The sequence below is a fragment of the Micromonospora sp. CA-263727 genome (genome assembly GCF_050942455.1).
Classification (GTDB): Bacteria; Actinomycetota; Actinomycetes; order Mycobacteriales; family Micromonosporaceae; genus Micromonospora.
Genome location: NZ_CP192031.1, coordinates 3,539,534 through 3,560,563 on the forward strand (window position 1 = coordinate 3,539,534; position 21,030 = coordinate 3,560,563).

Sequence of the window (21,030 nt, forward strand, 5' to 3'; positions counted from 1 at the left end):
GGATCAGCCTAGGTGTTCCGGCGCGGGCGTCGCTCCGCCCGCCGGCCGTGCCCACCTGGTCCGGACCGCCAGGTAGGCGGCCAGGCCGATCGGCCCGAGCAGGATCGTCAGCACCAGCACCGGGGCCATGACCAGCGCCGGCACCCCCCGTTCCCGGCTGTCGAGCCACGCCCACCGGCCGACGAACAGATCGAAGGCGATCATGTGCGCCCAGGCCGCCGCGGCGCCGTCCGCGGTGCCCAACAGATCGCGTACGCCGTCCAGGGTCGGGGACGCCACCGCCGGCAGCACCGCGCCGAGCGCCGGGATCACCAGGATCGCGTAGATCGCCAGGACCGGTGCGACGACCAGCGGCGATCCGATGACCCGGGCGGTCACCGACCACCTCGGCAGCAGGATCATCAGCGCCCAGAAGGGCGCGGCCACCGCGAACGTCAGCGTGAACAGCGCTCCGGTCATGCCTTTCCTCCTCGTCGCCGGTACGTGCTTCGCCTGATGATTCGCGCCCTCATGCGGCCAGCGCCAGGCTCGTGCGGCGTCGCCGGGCCACCACCAGGCCGGCGGCGGTCGCGGTCCCGACCAGCAGCGCCGCCGCGGCGGCCAGGGTGAGCGCGTCCGGCCGCAGCAGCGGCTGCCCGCGCAGGGCCTGCCAGGTCAACAGGAGCGTGACCGCGCCGTAGGCGCCACCCGCGACGACCAGCAGCCGCAGCCGGGTGCGCTCGTCCAGCCGGTCGCCGAGGAACCGGCTCAGCAGCATGGCCAGGATCGGCAGTGCCTGTAGGGCGTGCAGCCCCACGAAGTGCCCGATCCGCAGGTCGCCGCCGGTGGTGCTCCAGCCGACCAGCGGCAGCCCGGGCCCGCCGTCCGGGACACCCACACTGTGCGCCCCGGCGATCCCTTCGACGGCGGGAGCCTGGCCGGGCAGCACCATCGGTATCGCCACCAGCATGCCCAGCAGGCTGAGGCCGAGCCCGAGCCCGACCGCGTACCGGCCGACCCGGTCGGCGACCGGTTGCCGCAGCACCACGACGCCGATGACGACCTGCGCGGCGAACAACACCATGATCGCCGTACCCATCAGCTGCCACAGGACCGCGTTCAGCGGGCTGGTCTCGTTGTAGTGGCTGGTGGTGCCGCGCAGCACCTGCCCCACGATGACCGCCATCTCCACCACCCCCATCGCCACGATGACGGTGGCCGCCCATCCGGCGGCCCGGCTCCGTCGCGGCAGCTGGGAGAGCATCCAGGCGAGGCTGGTGCCGTACAGGACGAACGACACCGAGAACTTGAGCGGCTTGAGCCAGATCGGCACCCCGGTCAGCACCCGCTCGTCGGCGAAGACGCCGACCGCGGAGACGACGGCGAGTACCGCCATCGCCGAGACGAAGACCAGCAGCGGACGGTGCCAGTACGCCCTCCCGGGCGGATAGGTAATCATGCCTGTAGATGCTGCTGGCCCGGCACCCGCACCACACCCGACCACGGTCCCCACCCACGCCCCCCGGTCCCACCCCACCTCCTCCCCAGGTATGAGAGGAAGGAAGGGTCCCTTGTTAACGCCTGAGGTAGAGGCGGGGCCCCTTGTTAACGCTTCCGCAAGGGGAGATCACGACCTCCACCGTGCCGTTCTCGGGGAATCCGGCGCCGCCGATCACTCGCGCCAGATCGGCGGCAGTACCCGCCCAGGCCGCCGCACGTCAGTCACCTCCCGCTCGCCGACTCGGCAGCCGCAGCCACGCGGCCGGCGCGACCACGACCGCGTGGCGGGTCCGGGTCGAGCCGGCCGGCGGTCCGAGAACCCGGGTCGCGCGGAGGGGCTCCTGCCCGTCCCGGGCGAGGCACCGGTCCGTGTCGTAGGTGTCGGCGACCTGGCGCAGGGTGGAGGCGAGAACGTCAGATCTGCCCGTTGGATTCGCCAAGGAGGGCTTCCCACTCCTTCTCCAGGGCGTGGTTGATCCGGTGGTCGCGGGCGATGGCTTCTTTGAACCAGGCGATGGTGGCGGGCGCCATGGCGAGAATCTGGTTGTAGTTGAGGGCGGCCGGGTTCATGCCGAACAGCAGCCCGGTCTTGAGCAGCGTGCCTGAGGCGGCAATGGCGTGCCCGAGCAGCAGCATGGAGGTGAGCTTGGCGTGCTCCAGCTTCCGTTGCCGTCCGGTGCCGCCGGTGGCATAGCTGTTGAGAAGCCAGTGGCCCCGGATGATCGCGGACACGACGCCAGGAGTGATCCCCATCGTGAAGAAATGGCGCAGGTCGTATCCCTGCGTGTACATGTAGCGGGCGACGTCGGTCCAGGGCACCTTGACGCCGGAGGGGCCCAAAGCGAACGGGGAGTCGACGTGGCCGAGTTGAAGCAGGGTGAAGAGCGGGGGCTGTAGGCCGGCAGGCGTGTAGATGTCCGACAGTAGATGGCGCACTTGGGTGATGAGCGAGGTGATCAGGTCGATCGGGGCGGCGTCGGTGACGACCTGGACCCATTGCCCTGCGCGGTCGATGTAGGTGCCGGTGCCATGCATGAGATCTGCCACGCCGAAGAGGAAACCCAGCGCTGGATCGTGGCCGAGGCTCTGAAGCCGATGGGTGCCCGGCCTCATGCCGCTGACCAGGCCGCCGGTGGCCTTCGTGGTGGGAGCGTCATAGGGCACTTTGGCCAGCTTCTCGAATCTCTTGAAGAACTGGTCGTGGATCCCTCCTGCGCGGTCATGGTCCTTGAGCCACTGTGTGAGGGGCGATCCCGCGTACTTCTCGCTTAGGAAGGTGGAGTCCTGGGGGATCCGGACGAGGATCACGTCGAGGAGGGTGGCGAGGACCCCGGCACTGATGACGACCATCCAGTCGGTCTGATCCCAACTGATGTCCCCATGTTCGTCGGCGTAGCTGCGCAGGCTGCGAGCTATCTGGCTGGAGGGAAGAACCTGCGGGAGCGGATCCCGGGTCAGGTCGATGCCCAACAGGTCCAAGCGTGCTTCGGCAAGCGTGACGAGTTGGTCGAAGTCGCCCTCGGTCGGGACGACCGGCACGGTGTAACGGGGGTAGCGCCGCGTTTCCCAACTCGCGCTGATTCCTGCGTCCGGTGGGGGCTCCGGAGCTGGTACCGAGACGCCGAGCGCTCGTAGACGGGCGCGCACCTCGTCGAACTCGGATTCGACTCCGCCCAGGGTGTCGCCGACACGGTGTTCGCGCTTGAGCGCGTCCCTGAAGTCGAAGTCGACCTGGTCGACCAGGCCCCGCAGTTCGGTCAGGGTGACCGACTGGTAGGCAACGACCGCCGCAGCAGCCGAGAACTGATCACCGGGCACGCAACGGCTCCCGGCGTTCGAAGGCGTTCTGGCTGGCCTGCAAATCCACCAGGGCCAGTTGGAAGGCGTCCAACTCAGCCCTCAGCCGGGCCAGTCGCTGCTCGTTTCTGGTGCTCTGGCTGAGGTACGCCGCCATCCGGTGGGCGAGCCCGGCGATGTCGTCGGTGAGCTCGGCCATCGCCTGCTGATGACTCTTGATGACCTGCTGAATCAGATGCTCGCGTCGCTTCTCCCGTTCCCGCTCGTTGGTGCCCAGCACATAACGCGCGCCCTGATGGACGGCGACCCCGAGGATCACCACCGTGCCGATACCGGTGACCATCGCGCTCAGCCCCAGCAGCCCCCCGAAACCAAGGGCCGCCAGGCCCGAGGTGATCCCCGCCCCGCCGAGACCGGAGACGCTGCCGGCAAGACTGACTGCAGCAATCGGGGCCCCGAAAGCGGCCGCCTTGGCAGCGATGTCCTTGGTGGTGGTCTCCAGCTGGCCGGTCGTGATCTTGCCGCAAGCGAAGTCCTCTTCGGCGCTCACCAGCCGTTCGGTTGCCTGAACCACCTTGTCGGCCTCGGGGAACACCAGTTTGCCGACCAACAGGATCTGCTCCCGCTCGGTCTCCGCGGCGTGCTTGTCGGCCCGGGAGACTCGCACCAGATCGCGCACCAGCAACGTGAACACCGGCTCGCGCTGGCCTTCGTCGAGGAGGTCGAGCAACTCGCCGGCCAGATCCACGGCGTCCTCCCGGGTCGCCGCGTCGCTCGCGGCAACGCGTTGCGCCCCCGTGATCTCACCGCGCAACTCCGATCGTGCTTCGCCGTCGAGACCAATCGTCGAGGCGAACAGGTACAGGTTCGCGATCTCGCGAGGATCGAGGACCGCATCGACCAGGGCCAGGCTCACCAACACCCGGCAATAGAGCAGCTTCGCGTCGACGGTGAGCGCGGAGAGGTCTGCGGTGTCGTCGCGGTTGCGGGACGATCGCGACGACAGGCTGTCCTTGACGTCTGCGACCTTCGCCTTCACCTGCTCGGCGGACTGCTTCGCTCGCTGCTGCGCATCGCCGGCAGCATCAGCGACACGCTGCCGCGCGGCGCTCGTGCTCTCCGCGACCTTCCGTCCGGCGGTGCCGGCAAGGCCCTTCAGCCGTCCGAGCCCCACTTCACGAGGGTCCATCGCCATCCCTTTCACGTCCTCTGGCGGATGCCACCGGGGCTGGTCTGTCGCCGGATGCACGCGGACCTGTCTCTTTCCGGCGTGTGGCGCTTCCGGACGGCCTGGCGCTTCCGATGGTCCGGGGGAGTCATGCGTCCTTCTTGGACACTCCGAGGCCGCTGAGCGTAGCGGCGCCGACGTCGCACCATGCACCGCAGAACGGGCGGTCGTGGCCGCCGATCATCGCGCCGCGCAGAGACTGATGGGCGGATCGGCAGCCGGTGCCACCGGGGATGTTCGCGCCCGTGCTGCTCCTCGACCTGGGCGGAACGCTCGTACCGTCCGTCGGTGCCGCGCGGTTGCCCGGCTGCCTCGCGGCCCCGGAGCGCGCGGCGTAAGCCGGTGGTGAGCGGTCAGTGCACGCCCAGGCGGGCGATCGGCTCGACCAGTTCGCGTTCCTCGTACGACAGGTGCGACAGCAGGGTGTCGCTGAGCAGGTCGACCGCGGCGCGCAACTCGGCCATCCCGTCCGGTGCGGCGACGAACGCGACCAGTGCCCGGTCGACGCCCTCCAGCACGTCGTGGATGGCGTGGTGCTCCTCCTCGAGCCGGTCGATGACCGGCTTGAGTCGGGGGTCGGCCCGCCGCAGGTGCGGGAAGAGCGAGCGGTCCTCGATGGTGTGGTGGGTGGTCACCACCCGGCAGTACGACTCGCAGTAGGTGCCGAGCGTCCACTTGTTCTGTCGCATGGTCATCGTGTTGATGTGTGACCGGGCGGTGCCCACGTCGATCAACCCGGCGGCGACCTGTTCGATCAGGTCGTGGATCTGGGCCAACTCGGCGCGCAGCCCGTCGTGCACGTCGATCAGGTGCTGCGCGCCGGCCTGCTCGTGTGCGGTGTAGGTGCGCTCCGGGTCGGGCGTCGGCCCGCCGGGCCGCTCCGATTCGTCCCACACCCGCACGTCGCTGCGCCGGGTGCCGTCGTCGGGTGTCGGCACGACGGCGAACGGTCCGGCGGCGACGCCGGACCGGCGTGCCGCGGGGCGCCCCGCCTCCTCGGCCGCGTCGCTGCGCCTCGGGTCGCCGGTCCGTGCCGCCGCAGCGGACTCGGCCCGCGCCCCGCCACCCGCCGCCGCGTCACCCGTGCTGCTCGCGCCGCCCGGTCTCGTGCCGCCCGGCGCCGTGCGGTCCACGATGCCGGGGCTGGGCGAGACGCCGGCCGCGCCGGCTGCCCCGTCGCCGTGGACGGTCGGGCGTTCGGCGGCGACCAGTTCGCGGGTGGCCGGGGCGACCTCGGCGGCGAAGCGCCGCAGGTCGTCGGGGTCGTCGCTGCCGAGGATGAAGGTGCTGATCCCCTCGGTCAGGGCGAGGTCGGCGAGTTCCTCGGCCCACTGCTCGGCCGGCCCGTGCAGCGGGCCGCGACCGGTCGCCGTGAACCGCCCGTTGATGTTGAGCAGCCGGATCACGTCGGCCGCGGAGCGACCGGCCCCGGTGGCGGCGTCGTCGATGATGGCGTTACCCCTGGCCAGGTCGCCGGGTTGCAGGTAGGCCAGCGAGGGCAGCCATCCGTCGGCCCGACGCCCGGTCAGCGCGAGCATGCGCGGCTTGTAGGCGCCCAGCCAGATGCCGAGGTCGTGGGCGGGGGCCGGGCCACGCTTGGCGCCGAGCGCGCGGTGGAACTCGCCGTCGACCCGGACGCCGCCGCGGGCGTCGGCGTCCCAGATCTGCCGGATGATCTCGATCGCCTCCTCCAGGGCCCGCACCCCCTGACCGGGGGAGAGGCGTCGGCCGCCCATCGCCTCGATGGCGTCCCAGAACGCGCCGGCGCCCAGGCCCAGCTCCAGCCGGCCGCCGCTGAGCAGGTCGAGGCTGGCGACGCTGCGGGCCAGCACGGCGGGTGGGCGCAGCGGCAGGTTGGTGACGTTCGCGGCCAGGCGCACGCGTTCGGTCCGTGCCGCGACGAAGCTGAGCAGCGTCCAGGTGTCCAGGAACGCGGGCTGGTACGGGTGGTCCTGGAAGGTGACCAGGTCGAGCCCGACCTGCTCGGAGAGCATGGCGAGACCGACCGGTCGGGCCGGGTCGGCGTTGCCGGGTGTCAGGAACGACCCGAAGGTCAGGGGGTGCCCGTAGTCGCTCATCTCGGCCTTCCTTCCGGTAGCGCGGCGTCGATCACCACACCGGATATGTTATGTCGAGCAGAACATCTTTGCCCAATAAAATCTGTGACCTGCGCTAACCTTGCGGGATGAACGGCGCCCAGGGCGACGAGCCCCGTCCCGACCCGATCAACGACGACCTCGGGTGGATGCTCGGCGTGACCTTCCGGGCCTACATCCGGGCCGCCGAACACGCCGTCGGCGACCTCCCCGGCGGCCCGAGGGGATACCACGTGCTCACCGCCGCCGACCGGCGGCCTGCTCGCAACCAGGGCGCGATCGCCGAGGAACTGGGCATCGACCGGACCGTCATGACGTACCTGATCGACGACCTGGAACGCGACGGGCTGGTGCTGCGCCGGCCGGACCCGGCCGACCGGCGCAGCCGGCTGGTCACCCTCACCGAGGCCGGCCGGGAGGCCGCGCGGCGACGGCGCGACGAGCTGCGCCGGGTCGAGTCGCGCCTGCTGCGGGCGCTCACCCCCGACGAGGACGCCACGCTGCGGGCGCTGCTACGCCGGGTGGCCTGCGCGGCCCAGCAGGTCGACCCCTCACCGACCTCTGCGAGGCGGTGACGCAGGCGGCGGACCCTCCGCCATCCGCCCGGGGGCGCCGCCGTCGCGCCACCCGGACCTGACCGGCCCGCCTCCGCCGCGCCGCCGGAGCGCCCTGCGCCGCCAGCCAGACAGCATTACCGTCCCGAGGATGCGGATCACCAGGTACACGCACTCCTGCGTCCGGCTCGAACACCAGGGCGGGGTGCTGGTCATCGACCCGGGCACGTGGAGCGAGCCGCGCGCCCTGGCCGGCGCGGATGCCGTACTGGTCAGCCACGAGCACGCCGACCACGTCGACGTCCTGCGGCTGGCCGGCCTGGGCGTGCCGGTCTTCGCACCGGAGGGCGCCGTCCTGCCGGATCTGGCCCCGCTGCCGGTGACCCGGGTCAGGGCCGGGGAGCGGTTCACCGCCGCCGGTGTCGACGTCACCGCCGTCGGCGGGCGGCACGCCACCATCCACGGCGGCCAGCCCGACTGCGTCAACCTCGGCTACCTGGTCGCCGACGAGATCTACCACCCGGGCGACTCGCTGCATCCGCCGGGACGGCCGGTGCGCCGGCTGCTCGTCCCCGCGCAGGCGTCCTGGCTCAAACTGACCGAGGCGATCGACTTCGCCACCGAGGTCGGCGCGGCCGAGGTCTTCGCGATCCACGACGCCCAGCTCAACGAACGCGGCCTGGCCAGCGTCAACGGCTGGTTCACCGAGACCGTCCCCGGCTATCGCCACCTGGCCCCCGGCGAGACGGCCTGACCCCGCCACCGCGCCGGAAGCGGACCGTACGCCCCGGCCCCCGCGGCACCCCAGGTGCGTGCCACCGCCCGGTCCACCGTGGACCGCGAGACCGGGGCGAGCAGGGAGGATAGGGTCCGGGGTGCACCACCTCGCGAGCGGGAGATGAGATGGCCACCGACCACGTCGACGTGCTCATCGTGGGCGCCGGGCTGTCCGGCATCGGGGCCGCCTGCCACCTGCGGCGCAACTGCCCCGACAAGACGTACGCGGTGCTGGAGGCGCGCGACGCCGTCGGCGGCACCTGGGACCTGTTCCGCTATCCCGGCATCCGCTCCGACTCCGACATGTTCACCCTCGGCTACTCCTTCGCGCCGTGGACCGGGACGACGGCGATCGCCGCCGGCGGGACCATCCGCGACTACCTCCGCCGCACCGCCGACCAGCACGACGTCACCCGGCACATCCGCTTCCGGCACCGGGTGGCGCGCGCCGAGTGGGACGGCCGGCTGGCCCGCTGGACGGTGCACGCCCGCCGCGACGACACCGCCGAGACGGTCGTGCTCACCTGCGCCTTCCTCGTCGCCTGCACCGGCTACTACCGCTACGAGGCCGGCCACACCCCGCACTTCGCCGGGCAGGAACGCTTCGCCGGGCGGATCGTGCACCCGCAGCACTGGCCGGCCGACCTCGACCACACCGGCCGGCGGGTGGTGGTGATCGGCAGTGGAGCCACCGCGGTGACCCTGGTCCCGGCGTTGGCCGAGCGGGCCGCCCAGGTGACCATGCTGCAACGCTCACCCACCTACGTGCTGGCGCTCTCCTCGCGCGACGCGCTCGCCGACACGCTGCGCCGCCGGCTGCCGCCGCGACTGGCGTACGCGGCCGTGCGGGGCAAGAACGTGCTGCTCGCCACCGCCACCTACCAGCTCAGCCGGCGTGCCCCCGGGCTGGTGAGGAGGCTGCTGCGTCGGGCCGTCGCCCGGCGGCTGCCGGCCGGCTACGACGTCGACCGGCACTTCGCACCCCGCTACGACCCGTGGGACCAGCGGCTCTGCATCGTCCCCGACGGGGACCTGTTCGCCGCCCTGGCCGACGGGCGCGCCCACGTGGTCACCGACACCGTCGAGGCGTTCACCGAGCATGGCCTGCGGCTCACCTCCGGTGAGGAGCTGCCGGCCGAGGTCATCGTCACCGCCACCGGGCTCGACCTGCTCGCCCTCGGCGGGATGACGCTACGGGTGGACGGCGTGGACGTGGACCTGCCGCAGACGGTCGCGTACAAGGGGATGATGCTCTCCGGCGTGCCGAACTTCGCGATGACCCTCGGCTACACCAACGCCTCCTGGACGCTCAAGGCCGACCTCGTCGCCGGGTACGTGTGCCGGCTGCTGCGTCACCTGGACCGCACCGGCACGCAGGTGGTGACCCCGCTCGCCCCGCCGGACGGCCCACGCGCCCCGCTGATCGGTCTCACCGCCGGGTACGTGCGGCGCAGCATCGGTCAGCTGCCCCGGCAGGGACATCGGGGGCCCTGGCGGGTGCACCAGAACTACGTCCGTGACCTGCTGCTCATGCGGTACGGGCGACTCACCGACCCGGGCGTCCGGTTCACCCGGGCGCATGAGGCAGCAAGGAGTTCCCTCGATGCGTAGGTTCGACTTCACCAACGGCACGGCCGTGGTCACCGGCGCGGCCGGCGGCATCGGCGCCGCCCTGGCGCACGGCCTGGCCCGCCGGGGCAGCGCGCTGGTCCTGGTCGACCGGGACGCCGGACGCCTCGACGCGGTGGCTGCCGAGATCCGGGCCACCGGGGGACCGGTGGCGACCCACCTGGTGGACCTGGCCGACCCGGCCGCCACCGCGCTCCTCGCCACCGAGATCCGTGACCGGCATCCCCGGATCCGGCTGCTGGTCAACAACGCCGGGGTGGCCCTCGGCGGCCGGTTCGACGAGGTGACCCTCGACGAGTTCAGCTGGGTCGTCGACGTCAACTTCCGGGCGGTGGCGCAGCTGACCCATGCGCTGCTGCCGGCGCTCAAGGCCGAGCCCGGCGCGCATCTGGTCACCATCTCCAGCCTGTTCGGGCTGATCGCGCCGCCGGGCCAGGTCGCCTATGCGGCCAGCAAGTTCGCCGTCCGCGGCTTCACCGAGGCGCTGCGGCACGAGCTGGCCGCCGACGGCATCGGCGTCACCTGCGTACATCCCGGCGGCATCCGTACCCGCATCGCCCGCGACGCCCGGGTGGGCAGCGGCGTGGTCGACCGTGCCGGCCACGACGCCGCCCGCCAGCGTTTCGAGCGGCTGCTCACCATCGACCCGGCCACCGCCGCCGAGCGCATCCTGCGTGGCGTCGCCCGCCGGCGTTCCCGCGTCCTGGTCGGCGGGTCGGCGAGGCTGCTGGACCTGCTGGCCCGGATCGCGCCGGTCGGTCACGGTCGCCTGCTGCGCCTCGCCGGCCGCCAGGTCGACGACCGGCAGCCGCGCGCCGCCGCGCCGGCCCGCACGCCGGTGTGAGTACGCCGAGCACCCTCAGCCGCCGGCCGGCGTACGCCGCGTCGACGCCCAGCTGACCAGCGCCACCAGGGCGACCAGCAGTGCCGCCACCAGGTACACCGAGATCGACGACAGTGGGGTGAACAGCACCACCACCGCGGTCAGCGGTATCGCCACCCGGACCACCCGTTGCCGATGCGGCAGGATGCGGAGCGCCCAGAGCACCAGCAGGACGACCGCCACCGGCACGGCCACGGCGTACCCGGCGAGCAGCGCGCCGACCTGCCCGGGGTGACGCTGGCGGTCGATCGCCACCGCCACCCCGGCACCCACCGCGGCGACGCCCGCGAAGACGAAGTAGTGCCCGTATCCCCAGGCCAGGCCGCGAGCCAGCCGGGCCGGCAGGCCCACCGGCCGGTCGAAGTAGAGCCACCAGAGGGCGAAGACGATCGCGGTGCCGGCGACGGCGACCGGCCAGAGGCCCTCGTCCCCGGCGTCCACGCCGGTCTGCACCGCGACGGTGATGGCGAGCACCACGTAACCGAGCACGATCAGGGTGAACAGCCCGTAGCGTTCGGCGATGTGTCGCGGATGCCACGAGGTCATCCCGGCGCGTTCGGCGAACACCGGCACCAGCAGGTCGGCGACGGCGAGCAGCAGGAAGGAGAGCAGGCCGACATCGGTGGGCAGCAGCAGCCGCACCGCCCAACCGAGCTGCACCAGGGCCACCCCGGCGGCGTACCGCAGGGCGGTGCCGCGGTGACGGGGATCGCTGGTGGCGGCCCGCATCCAGTTGGCGACGGTGGCCAGCCGCATCACCACGTACCCGAGGGTCACGGTGGCGAAGTCGGCGCTCTCGAAGGCCGGCGGCACTCCGGCGGCCAGGATCAGCGCCCCGGCGATCTGCACCAGGGTGGTGACCCGGTACACGTCGTCGTCGGTCTCGTACGCCGAGGAGAACCAGGTGAAGTTCGTCCAGGCCCACCAGATCGCGAAGAACACCGTCAGGTAGCTGAGCATGGCGTGGCCGGGGCGACCGGCCACCAGAGCGTCGTGCAGCTCTCCGGCGGCCTGGGTCACGGCGACCACGAAGCACAGGTCGAAGAAGAGTTCCAGCGGCGTCGCCGACCGGTGCGGCTCGTTCGGCCGGCGGGGCCGCATCCGGCGGTACCACGGGCGCGGGGTGGCGCTCTCGGTCACCTGGACACTCCCTCGTGCCGTCCTCGCCGGCGCGCCGGGCGCTGAGTCTGGCCCGCGCCTGCCCCCACGCGGGGCGGCTCAGCCACACCATAGGTGCGCTGCGCGCCTCGTCGTGGTCGATTCCGGCACCCCGGAGGACGCGCGTCACCGCGCGGACGGCATCATAGATACATGACGCATCCGTCGGTGGCCGGCCCGGTCACCACGCTCTCGGCCGCCGAACGCGCCTACCGCCACCTGAAACGCGCCATCCTCGAACAGCTGCATCCCGGTGGCACGCTGGTCAGCGAGGGCGAGGTCGCCGAGGCGACCGGGGTCTCCCGTACCCCGGTGCGGGAGGCGCTGCTGCGGCTGGAGGCCGAGGGGCTGGTCCGGCTCTATCCCAAGCGGGGCGCGCTGATCCTGCCGGTCTCGGCCCGCGAGATCGCCGACGTGGTCGAGGCCCGGCGGCTGGTCGAGGTGCACGCCGCCGAGCGGGTCTGGCCACGGCGTGCCGAGATCCGCGCCAACCTGGCCGCTCGGCTGGCCGAGATGCGCGCCGCGCACGCCGCCGGTGACCTGGCCACCCTGATGGCCGCCGACCGGGCGTTCCACGCCACCGTCGTGGACGCGGCGGGCAACGAGATCCTCGCCGAGCTGTACCAGCGACTGCGCGACCGGCAACTGCGGATGGCCCGGGCGAGCTTCCGGCTCTCGCCCGCCTGGGCCGAGGTGGCGCTCGCCGAGCACGCCGCCCAACTGGCTGCCCTCGACGCCGACGATCCACAGCCCTGGCTCGCCGCGGTGGCCGCGCACATCGACACCGCCGCGCGCGTGTTCCTGGGCCCGCGATGAGCCGGCGCCAACCGAACCACCGGCCCAGCCCTGTGCCGGCATGACCGACCCGGCCAGCGCCCGACCGGAAGTGCCGCGCGGACGGGCCGTGCTGGTCTGGTCGGTGGCGCTCAGCGCGTACATCGCGGCCGTGTTCCACCGCAGCTCGCTCGGCGTCACCGGGGTGGACGCCGCGCACCGCTTCGAGGTCAGCGCGGCGACGCTGGCCACCTTCAGCGTCGCCCAACTCGCCGTGTACGCGCTGATGCAGGTGCCCGTCGGGGTACTGCTGGACCGGTACGGCTCACGCCGGCTCCTGATCACCGGCGGCGCCCTGATGGTCGCCGGTCAACTCTGCTTCGCCCTCGCCACCGACGTCCGCCTCGCCGTGGCCGGCCGGGTCCTGGTCGGCCTCGGCGACGCGATGAGCTTCATCAGCGTGCTGCGGATCGTCGCGTACTGGTTCCCGGGCCGCCGCAACCCGCTGCTGGTCCAGCTGACCGGCACGCTCGGCCAACTCGGCGCGGTCCTCGGCGCCGTGCCACTGGTGGCGCTGCTGCACCACACCGGCTGGACCACCGCCTTCCTGACCGCCGCGGGACTGGGGGCGGCGGTGCTGCTGGTGGCCGCCGCTGCGGTCCGCGACTCCCCGCACCCCGGCACCCGGCCCGCCACCGGGGCGTCGCCGGCCGCGGACCGGGGCCGGCTCGCCGCCGCCTGGGCGCACCCCGGTACCCGGCTGGGGCTCTGGACGCACTTCGTCACCCAGTTCTCCGGCACCGTCTTCGCGCTGCTGTGGGGCTTCCCGTTCCTGGTGCAGGGGCAGGGGCTCACCCCGACCGCCGCGGCGTCCCTGCTCACCGTGATGACCCTCGCCATGCTGCTCGCCGGGCCGGCGATCGCGTACCTGTGCAGCCGGTACCCGAGGCGCCGCTCGGTGCTGGTCTTCGGCATCACCGGCCTCACCGCCGGGATCTGGACGGTGCTGCTCGTCTGGCCCGGACCGGCACCCGGCTGGCTGCTGGTCGTCCTGGTGCTGATCCTGGCGCTGAACGGGCCGGGCTCGATGATCGGCTTCGACTACGCCCGGACCTTCAACCCGGTCAGCCGGATCGGCAGCGCCACCGGCATCGTCAACGTCGGCGGCTTCGTCGCCTCGATCCTGCTGATCCTCGCGGTCGGCGTGGTGCTGGACCTGGCCACCCCGTCCGGGCAGGAGGCCCCCGCCCTGGCCGCGTACCGCTGGGCGTTCGCCGTGCAGTACGTGCTCTGGGCGGTCGGCGCGGTGCAGGTGCTGCGCTGGCGCAACGCCGCCCGTCGCCACGACGGCGGGCCGGCCGCGTCGACCAGCCGCCCAGAAGCTGTGCCGGCCCGCCCCGGCGGCGGTAGGTTCGCCAGCGGGAGTGATCGTTGGCGCCGCCGCCCGCCGGGCGATGCCGCAGTGCGACGGCGTCGGCGCGGCGCGCCGACGCGGACGAGGAGGAGATCGTGAGCCAGCAGGTCAAGGGAGTCATCTCCCGCAGCAAGGGTGCACCCGTCGAGGTCACCGATATCGTGGTGCCCGATCCCGGGCCCGGCGAGGCGGTGGTGCGGGTGCAGTCCTGCGGGGTCTGCCACACCGACCTGCACTACCGCGAGGGCGGCATCAACGACGAATACCCGTTCCTGCTGGGCCACGAGGCGGCCGGCATCGTCGAGCAGGTCGGCGCGGGCGTCGAGGCGGTCGCGCCGGGTGACTTCGTGGTGCTCAACTGGCGGGCGGTCTGCGGGGTGTGCCGGGCCTGCCGGCGCGGTCGCCCCTGGTACTGCTTCGCCACCCACAACGCCGCCCAGAAGATGACCCTCACCGACGGCACCGAACTCTCCCCGGCGCTGGGCATCGGCGCGTTCGCCGAGAAGACCCTGGTGCACGCCGGCCAGTGCACCAAGGTGGACCCGGCGGCCCGGCCGGCCGCGGTCGGTCTGCTCGGCTGCGGGGTGATGGCCGGCCTCGGCGCGGCGATGAACACCGGCGGGGTGACCCGCGGCGACTCGGTGGCGGTGATCGGCTGCGGCGGTGTCGGCGACGCGGCGGTGGCCGGCGCGGCGCTGGCCGGCGCGACGACGATCATCGCGGTGGACACCGACACCCGCAAACTCGACTGGGCCCGCAAGTTCGGCGCCACGCACACCGTCAACGCCTCCGAGGCCGACCCGGTGGCCGAGATCCAGGCCGCCACCGGCGGCTTCGGCGCCGACGTGGTGATCGACGCGGTCGGTCGACCGGAGACCTGGAAGCAGGCGTTCTACGCCCGGGACCTGGCCGGCACCGTCGTGCTGGTCGGCGTACCCACCCCCGAGATGCGCATCGAGCTGCCCCTGCTGGACGTCTTCGGCCGGGGCGGAGCGCTGAAATCCAGCTGGTACGGCGACTGCCTGCCCAGCCGCGACTTCCCGATGCTCACCGAGCTCTACCTACAGGGCCGCCTCGACCTGGACGCCTTCGTCACCGAGGAGATCCCGCTCGACGGGGTGGAGGAGGCGTTCGCCCGGATGCACCGCGGCGACGTGCTCCGCTCGGTGGTGGTCTTCTGATGCCCGCCCGTATCGCCCACACCGTCACCTCCGGCACCTTCTCCCTCGACGGGCAGACCTTCGACGTCGACAACAACGTCTGGGTGGTCGGCGACGACACCGAGTGCGTCGTCGTCGACGCCCCGCACGACGTGGACGCCATCCTCGCCGTGGTGGCGGGCCGTCGGGTCACCGCGATCCTCGCCACCCACGCCCACGACGACCACGTCCGGGTCGCCCCGCAACTGTCCCGCGCCACCGGCGCGCCGGTGCTGCTGCACCCCGCCGACCGGGTGCTGTGGGACATGGTGCACCCCGACGAGCCGCCCGGCGGGGAACTGCACCACGGCGACACGATCGAGGTGGGCGGCGCCGCGCTGCGGGTGCTGCACACCCCCGGGCACAGCCCCGGCGCGTGCTGCCTGCACGCTCCCGCGCTCGACGTCGTGTTCACCGGCGACACCCTGTTCGCCGGCGGGCCGGGGGCCACCGGCCGCTCGTACAGCGACTTCGACACCATCGTCGGCTCGATCCGGGACCGGCTGCTCACCCTGCCGCCGCAGACCGTCGTGCACACCGGCCACGGCGACAGCACCACCATCGGCGCCGAGGCGCCGCAGCTGCCCCAGTGGCTGGCCCGCGGACACTGACCGGCGGCGGCGCCCTGACCACACCGGCACCGCGCCGCCGCGCCCGAAACCCGCGCCGCCGCGCCCGGAATCCGGGCCGCGGCGGCGCGCCGACCCTCGACACCGGCGACGTGCCCGCCGCGCCACCCCCGCACCTGACCCCGGCCCAGCGCGCCGCGTTGCGGCACGTCCGGGCGGTGGCGCTGGACGCCCGCCCGACGGCCCTGGCCCGCATCGGCCGGGCGCTCGCCGGCACCGGCGTACGGCACGACTGGGAACGACTCGTGGCGGCGTTCGCGCGGGCGGGCCGGGTCACCCTCAACTTCCATCCCGACCGGCTGCTCGCCGACGGGCGGACGGTCGCCGAAGCGCTCGCCACCGAGGGCGTCTACCGCAGCCAGTTCGAGACGGGGATCTCCAACGGCGGGCTGAGCGCGTACCCCGGCGGCGACCGGGACCGCTGGGAACAGCGCCTGTTCGGCGGCGCGTACCAGCGACCGGGCGTACGCCCGGCGGAGCGGCCGAAGTACGGCGGCCTCAACCTGCTCGACCACCCGGACGGCGCCTGCCCCCGGTTCGGCTCCTGCCATCTGCGGCTGCGACCCGAGGCGCTGGTCCGCAGCACGTTCTGTTTCGGCGACAGCCACCTCGGCCCGCGGGATGTCGGCACGGTCGACGTGGTCGAGCCGGTGCTGGCCGCTTTGATCGCGGCGACCGCCGCCACCGGCGTCAGCCTCGGGCGGCCGGACATGGATCTGGTCGCCCTCACCGGCGAACTGCTGACCCGCCGGGAGGACGTCGCCGGCGTGCCCCGGGCCGCCGGGCGTGCCCTCGACGACTACGTCGAGGCGCAGGTCCACGGCGAGATCCGGCTGGCCGGGGACGTGCTGGAGCTGGTCGCCGACCCCTCGTTCGGTGGCACCGGCACCGGGGCGACGCTCGCCGCGCTCGCCCGCCGGTACGGGTTCCCGCTGCGCTGGCACGCCGGGTTCGCGTTGCCCGCGCACCGGGTCGACGCCGGGTTCCGGGGACCGGCCGTTCCGCTGCTGGCGGCCCGGGTGCACGCCGGTTTCGCCCGGCCGGGGGAGCCGCTGCACGCCGCCCTGATCGGCCGCGCCGCGGCGTCGGTGGTGACGGAGCCGGGCCGGTGGGCCGATCGCGGCCCGACCGCGGACACTCTCCAGCATCTCAAGCAGCTCTGGCACGTCCTGGTCCGGTTCGGCACCCCGTACGACGTCTGACCGGTTCGTGCCCGGCGGGGATCGCCTGCGTGGCCTCCGGGGTGATGCGGATCGCAGCAACGGGTGGCCCGGGCATTTCCGGAATGCCCGACAGATCAGCCAGGTTGTGTCCCCCATAGCGCCGGCACGCAAACCTCGACCGGCGTCCGCGCAGTTCCCCCGAGAGCGGCTCAACCCCGAGCGGCTCGTAACGATCGAAAGGGCAACCATCGTGAAGTGGGACTTCACTCGATGGCTCCCGGCCATCGCGACGAACCCGAACCGGAAAACCGCCGTGAGCGTGGTGGGCGTGACGGCCCTCGCCGGGCTGGCCTTCGGCCCGACCGCCGTCGCCGCACCGATCACCACCGGCCCGCACGAGGGTGCCGTGGCGGCGATCGACAGGGCCACCGGCCGGACCACCAGGACCGAATCCGGGCAGAGCACCGCAGGCAGCGCCGCCTCCGACACCGACACGTCGGAGGCAGCCAAGCCCACCCGCGACGAGTTGGTCCCGTACGGCACGCAGGGCGCGCAGTCGCGCGTCCCGCTCGACAACGCACAGCGCAGCAACGCCAAGACCATCGTCGAGGTGGCCAAGGAGACCGGCGTCGGGGAGCGGGGTGCGGTGATCGGCGTCGCCACCGCGCTACAGGAGTCGAAGCTCTACAACCTCGGCCACCTGGGCGCGTACAACGACCACGACTCGCAGGGCCTGTTCCAGCAGCGTCCGTCCAGCGGCTGGGGCACCGAGGACCAGATCACCGATCCGGAGTACTCCTCGACCGCGTTCTTCGAGGCGCTCAAGAACGTCCGCGGCTGGCGGGACATGCCGCTGACCACCGCGGCGCAGACCGTGCAGGTCTCGGCCTACCCGTTCCACTATGCGCAGTGGGAGGACCAGGCGGCAGACGTCGTCTCCCAGCTCTGGTGACACCGGCCGGGCCGGCCCCACTCGGGACCGGCCCGGCCGCTCGCCAACCGGGACCGTTTGTTAATAGGGGGCCCCTGCTCTACGCCAGGCGTTAAGAGGGGGCCCTTCCTTGCTGGCGGTGGTGGCGGGCGGTGTCGAGCAGGGCAGCGAGCAGGGCCAGCGCGATGATCCCGGCGCCCAGCAGCAGCGATCGCTCGAACGCCTTCGTCCAGTCGTTGCCTCCGCTGCCCACCGTCGAGAAGAAGACCGACCCGACGGCGGCGATGCCGGCCGCCGAGCCGATGCGCTGGCCGGTCTGGAGCATGCCCGCGCCGCTGCCCGCCTGCGGGACCGGCACCTGCGAGAGGGTCAGCGTCTGGTTCGGGGCGATCACCAGACCGCTGCCGAGCCCGGCGACCAGCAGCGGAGCCGCGGTCACCCAGGGGACGGGGGCGTGTGGTGCCACTTCGATGGCGAGAGCCACCAGGCCGAGACCGGCCACCACGGCCAGCAGGCCGACGGTGACCAGCGGCCGGCCGAACCGGTTGACGATCCGTCCGCCGATCGTGGCCGAGACGGCGGAGCCGAGCGCGAACGGGGTGATCGCCAGGCCGGCGACGAGCGCGCTGTAGCCGAGGCCGGTCTGTAGGTAGAGCGTGAAGATGAAGAAGATCGCGGTGAACCCGCCGAAGTAGAACAGCGCGATCAGCGAGCCCAGCGTGTACGACTGGTGGTCGAACAGGCGTACGTCGAACAGCGGCGGGCCCTGCCGCGCGTACCGCCGCTCCCAGCGCCAGAAGCCGACCAGCGAGATCAGGCCGGCGGGGATGAGCAGCCACTTGGCCCAGCCGTGCCACTGCGCGTGCTGCACCAGCGGCAGCAGCACCAGCGTCACGCCCACGCCGAGCAGCAGCACGCCGACCGGGTCCAGCCGGCGCTGCGCGGTCCGGGACGTGACCCGGCCGGGCAGCAGCCGCCAACCGAGGATCACCGCGACGATTCCGACCGGAACGTTGACGAAGAAGACCCACCGCCAGCCGTGCTCCGGCCCGCCGGCGGCGATCAGCAGGCCGCCGAGCAGCGGCCCGACCGCGGTGGAGATGCCGATGGTGGCACCGAAGATCCCGAACGGCTTGGCCCGCGCCGGGCCCTGGAACAGCTGCTGGATCAGACCGGTCACCTGTGGGTTCACCACCCCGGCGGCGGCACCCTGAAGCAGCCGGGCGGCGACCAGCCAGCCGGGGGACTGGGCCAGCCCGGCCAGCGCGCTGGTCAACGTGAACAGGGCGATGCCGAAGACGAAGACGTCGCGCCGGCCCCGGATGTCACCGAACCGGCCGGCCGGCACCAGCGCCAACCCGAAGGTCAGCGCGTACCCGGAGAGCACCCACTGCAGTTCGCTGGGGTTCGCGTGCAGGGCGCGTTCCAGTGACGGGATGGCCACGTTGACGATGCTCACGTCGAGCAGCGTCATGAACGTCGCGACCAGCCCGACGGCGAGCGCCTGCCACCGCCGCCGCTCGTCGTACGCCTCGGGGTTGGCCGACCCTTTCGTCCCCGCCCGAGCCATCGTGTCCCCCGTCGATCACGTGTCGTCGAGCGCTACCCCGCCTTGCCGGGACGTGTCGCCCGTCAGGCCAGCTGCTGGGCGCAGAACCGCGGACCGAAGTCGAGCCCGGACATCGGCGAGTCCTCCCGGTGCAGCAGGTTCTTCTCGGTGAGCAGATGCAGCGGGGTCTGCAACTGCTCCTCGGTGAGGCCGCACTCCTGGGCGATCATGTCGGGGTAGGGGACCTGCCCGCGCGACTCCAGGGCCGCCACCGCGTCGTAAACCCGAGCCTCGACGTCCGACAGCTGCACCTGCTGCATGGTTTCCTCCTCACGTTCTCCCGCCTGTGGCAGGCGGTCTGCGCCGCGCGGTTACCCCCTGGCCGGCCGAAGATGCGCGCCCGATCGCTGGTCACGTCGTCCCCGCCCGACGGGTCCGCCGACTTACGCTGCACCGGTGACCGTCTGGGAACTCGTGGTGATCGGCGGTGGCCCGGCGGGGCTCTCCGCCGCCTTCGTCGCCGCCCGTCGCGGGGTACGCACGCTGGTCGTCGAGCGGGCCGCGCATCCGCGGTACAAGACCTGCGGCGGCGGGTTGACCGGCAGCTCGCTCGCCGCGCTGGCCGGGCGGATCGAGGTGCCCGCCCACGACCTGGTCGACCGGGTCACCTTCACCCTGGACGGGCGATGCGGCTTCACCCGGCGGCACGCGGCGGGACCGCTGGTGAGCATGGTGCGCCGGGAGGAGTTCGACGACCGGCTGCGGGCCGCCGCGGTCTCCGCCGGCGCCGAGGTCCGCGAGCGGGTCGCGGTCCGCGCGGTGGAACAGAACCCCGAGGCCGTACGCCTGCGACTGGCCGATGGTGGGACGGTCCTCGCCCGTACGGTGGTCGGCGCCGACGGTACCTCCGGGGTGAGCGCGCGCCACGTCGGGGTGCGGTACCGGCAGGTGGATCTCGGGCTGGAGCTGGAACTGCCGGTGTCGCCGCGGCAGTTGGCCCGCTGGCGGCACCGGCTGCTGCTGGACTGGGGCCCGTTGCCCGGCTCGTACGCCTGGGTGTTCCCGAAGGACGACCGGCTGACGGTCGGGGTGATCGCCGGTCGGGGTGCGGGGGAGCGGACCCGGGAGTACCTGCGCCGCTTCGTGGACCGGCTCGGCCTGGCCGGGGTGCCGCCGGCGTACGACTCGGGGCACCTGACCCGGTGCCGGGCCGACGACTCGCCGCTGCGTCGGGGCCGGGTGCTGGTCGCCGGGGACGCCGCCGGGCTGCTGGAACCGTGGACCCGGGAGGGGATCAGCTACGCGCTGCGCTCCGGTGAGCTGGCCGGTGACGCGGTTGCCGACGGCGACCTCGCCGGCTACGAACGGGCGGTGACCGAGCGGCTGGTGCCGTCCATGCGGGCCGGGTTCCGGCTGCTCGACGTCTTCTCCCGGCGCCCGGAGCTCTGCCACGCGCTGGTGGCCACGCCGCCGGGCTGGCGGGCGTTCACCCGGTTCTGCCGGGGCCGGGCCGAGTTCGACGAGTTGGTGGGACGGCCGTCGACGCGAGCGGCCCTGGCCCTGGCGGACCGCCTGCCCGGCCCGCGCCGGAGCCCCCTCGGTAGCCATCCAGGATCCTAGGATGCCCTACGGGCGGTGACCACCGCCACGCGGCCAAGCGGAGACGGCGAGTGACTCACACCGGTGAAGGGCCGAAGACCTGCGGGGTGGGTACTTAGGCCCTGCCTCGCGCCGCGCGGGCGACCATACGATGTGAGTCGAAAGATCAGT

At 72.9% G+C, this 21,030-nt stretch carries 19 protein-coding genes; 11 read left to right on the top strand and 8 right to left on the bottom strand.

Going from position 1 to position 21,030, the window contains the following annotated elements:
* Positions 1 to 3 precede the first annotated feature (3 nt).
* The 5 genes from ACQPYA_RS15590 to ACQPYA_RS15610 form a co-directional block, all read right to left on the bottom strand.
* Entirely contained in the window at positions 4 to 459 is a 456-nt protein-coding gene (locus ACQPYA_RS15590) for an ABA4-like family protein (RefSeq protein WP_433533321.1), read from the bottom strand.
* Between the two features lie 49 nt (positions 460 to 508).
* Positions 509 to 1,438 (bottom strand): hypothetical protein, encoded by a 930-nt coding sequence (locus ACQPYA_RS15595; RefSeq protein ID WP_433533322.1) that lies wholly within the window; start codon positions 1,436 to 1,438, stop codon positions 509 to 511.
* 455 nt (positions 1,439 to 1,893) lie between these two features.
* Entirely contained in the window at positions 1,894 to 3,297 is a 1,404-nt protein-coding gene (locus tag ACQPYA_RS15600) for a hypothetical protein (RefSeq protein WP_433533323.1), read from the bottom strand.
* Positions 3,287 to 4,471 (bottom strand): TerB family tellurite resistance protein, encoded by a 1,185-nt coding sequence (locus ACQPYA_RS15605; protein ID WP_433533324.1) that lies wholly within the window; start codon positions 4,469 to 4,471, stop codon positions 3,287 to 3,289. The genes ACQPYA_RS15600 and ACQPYA_RS15605 overlap by 11 nt, the downstream gene beginning before the upstream one ends.
* Before the next feature lie 386 nt (positions 4,472 to 4,857).
* Positions 4,858 to 6,582 carry an LLM class flavin-dependent oxidoreductase gene (locus tag ACQPYA_RS15610; RefSeq protein ID WP_433533325.1) on the bottom strand — a complete coding sequence of 575 codons (1,725 nt, stop codon included), beginning with the start codon at positions 6,580 to 6,582 and terminating at the stop codon, positions 4,858 to 4,860.
* 107 nt (positions 6,583 to 6,689) lie between these two features.
* On the opposite strand from ACQPYA_RS15610, the gene ACQPYA_RS15615 reads away from it, so the two are divergent.
* The 4 genes from ACQPYA_RS15615 to ACQPYA_RS15630 all read left to right on the top strand — a co-directional run bounded on the left by ACQPYA_RS15615 (position 6,690) and on the right by ACQPYA_RS15630 (position 10,404).
* The gene (locus ACQPYA_RS15615; RefSeq protein ID WP_433533326.1) at positions 6,690 to 7,175 is read left to right on the top strand and encodes a MarR family winged helix-turn-helix transcriptional regulator; all 486 of its coding nucleotides are present in this window, start codon (positions 6,690 to 6,692) and stop codon (positions 7,173 to 7,175) included.
* 130 nt (positions 7,176 to 7,305) lie between these two features.
* Positions 7,306 to 7,908 (top strand): MBL fold metallo-hydrolase, encoded by a 603-nt coding sequence (locus tag ACQPYA_RS15620; protein WP_433533327.1) that lies wholly within the window; start codon positions 7,306 to 7,308, stop codon positions 7,906 to 7,908.
* A gap of 149 nt (positions 7,909 to 8,057) precedes the next feature.
* Complete coding sequence (locus ACQPYA_RS15625; RefSeq protein ID WP_433533328.1) at positions 8,058 to 9,542, top strand: flavin-containing monooxygenase; 1,485 nt, start codon at positions 8,058 to 8,060, stop codon at positions 9,540 to 9,542.
* The gene (locus ACQPYA_RS15630) at positions 9,535 to 10,404 is read left to right on the top strand and encodes an SDR family NAD(P)-dependent oxidoreductase (protein ID WP_433533329.1); all 870 of its coding nucleotides are present in this window, start codon (positions 9,535 to 9,537) and stop codon (positions 10,402 to 10,404) included. Before ACQPYA_RS15625 ends, ACQPYA_RS15630 begins: the two co-directional genes overlap by 8 nt.
* 15 nt (positions 10,405 to 10,419) lie before the next feature.
* On the opposite strand, the gene ACQPYA_RS15635 is transcribed toward ACQPYA_RS15630, so the two are convergent.
* The gene (locus ACQPYA_RS15635) at positions 10,420 to 11,583 is read right to left on the bottom strand and encodes a low temperature requirement protein A (protein WP_433533330.1); all 1,164 of its coding nucleotides are present in this window, start codon (positions 11,581 to 11,583) and stop codon (positions 10,420 to 10,422) included.
* 171 nt (positions 11,584 to 11,754) lie between these two features.
* Between ACQPYA_RS15635 and ACQPYA_RS15640 the strand changes: the two genes are divergently transcribed.
* The 6 genes from ACQPYA_RS15640 (at position 11,755) to ACQPYA_RS15665 (ending at position 17,732) form a co-directional block, all read left to right on the top strand.
* Positions 11,755 to 12,417, top strand: a complete 663-nt coding sequence (locus ACQPYA_RS15640; protein WP_433533331.1) for a GntR family transcriptional regulator — start codon at positions 11,755 to 11,757, stop codon at positions 12,415 to 12,417.
* A gap of 40 nt (positions 12,418 to 12,457) precedes the next feature.
* Entirely contained in the window at positions 12,458 to 13,888 is a 1,431-nt protein-coding gene (locus ACQPYA_RS15645) for an MFS transporter (RefSeq protein ID WP_433533332.1), read from the top strand.
* Positions 13,885 to 14,970, top strand: a complete 1,086-nt coding sequence (locus tag ACQPYA_RS15650; protein ID WP_433533333.1) for an S-(hydroxymethyl)mycothiol dehydrogenase — start codon at positions 13,885 to 13,887, stop codon at positions 14,968 to 14,970. Before ACQPYA_RS15645 ends, ACQPYA_RS15650 begins: the two co-directional genes overlap by 4 nt.
* Positions 14,970 to 15,599 carry an MBL fold metallo-hydrolase gene (locus ACQPYA_RS15655; RefSeq protein WP_433533334.1) on the top strand — a complete coding sequence of 210 codons (630 nt, stop codon included), beginning with the start codon at positions 14,970 to 14,972 and terminating at the stop codon, positions 15,597 to 15,599. Before ACQPYA_RS15650 ends, ACQPYA_RS15655 begins: the two co-directional genes overlap by 1 nt.
* Complete coding sequence (locus ACQPYA_RS15660) at positions 15,578 to 16,819, top strand: DUF3626 domain-containing protein (RefSeq protein WP_433533335.1); 1,242 nt, start codon at positions 15,578 to 15,580, stop codon at positions 16,817 to 16,819. Before ACQPYA_RS15655 ends, ACQPYA_RS15660 begins: the two co-directional genes overlap by 22 nt.
* Before the next feature lie 211 nt (positions 16,820 to 17,030).
* Positions 17,031 to 17,732: a hypothetical protein gene (locus ACQPYA_RS15665; RefSeq protein ID WP_433533336.1), complete on the top strand. Its 702-nt coding sequence runs from the start codon at positions 17,031 to 17,033 to the stop codon at positions 17,730 to 17,732.
* Between the two features lie 91 nt (positions 17,733 to 17,823).
* Here ACQPYA_RS15665 and ACQPYA_RS15670 read toward each other — a convergent pair whose 3' ends face one another.
* Both ACQPYA_RS15670 and ACQPYA_RS15675 read right to left on the bottom strand, forming a co-directional pair.
* Entirely contained in the window at positions 17,824 to 19,281 is a 1,458-nt protein-coding gene (locus ACQPYA_RS15670; RefSeq protein WP_433533337.1) for an MFS transporter, read from the bottom strand.
* Positions 19,282 to 19,343: 62 nt separating this feature from the next.
* Positions 19,344 to 19,580: a hypothetical protein gene (locus tag ACQPYA_RS15675; protein ID WP_433533338.1), complete on the bottom strand. Its 237-nt coding sequence runs from the start codon at positions 19,578 to 19,580 to the stop codon at positions 19,344 to 19,346.
* A 136-nt stretch (positions 19,581 to 19,716) separates the two neighbouring features.
* Between ACQPYA_RS15675 and ACQPYA_RS15680 the strand changes: the two genes are divergently transcribed.
* On the top strand, positions 19,717 to 20,880 hold the full coding sequence (locus tag ACQPYA_RS15680; RefSeq protein ID WP_433533339.1) for a geranylgeranyl reductase family protein: 1,164 nt from the start codon (positions 19,717 to 19,719) through the stop codon (positions 20,878 to 20,880).
* The last annotated feature ends 150 nt before the right edge of the window (positions 20,881 to 21,030 follow it).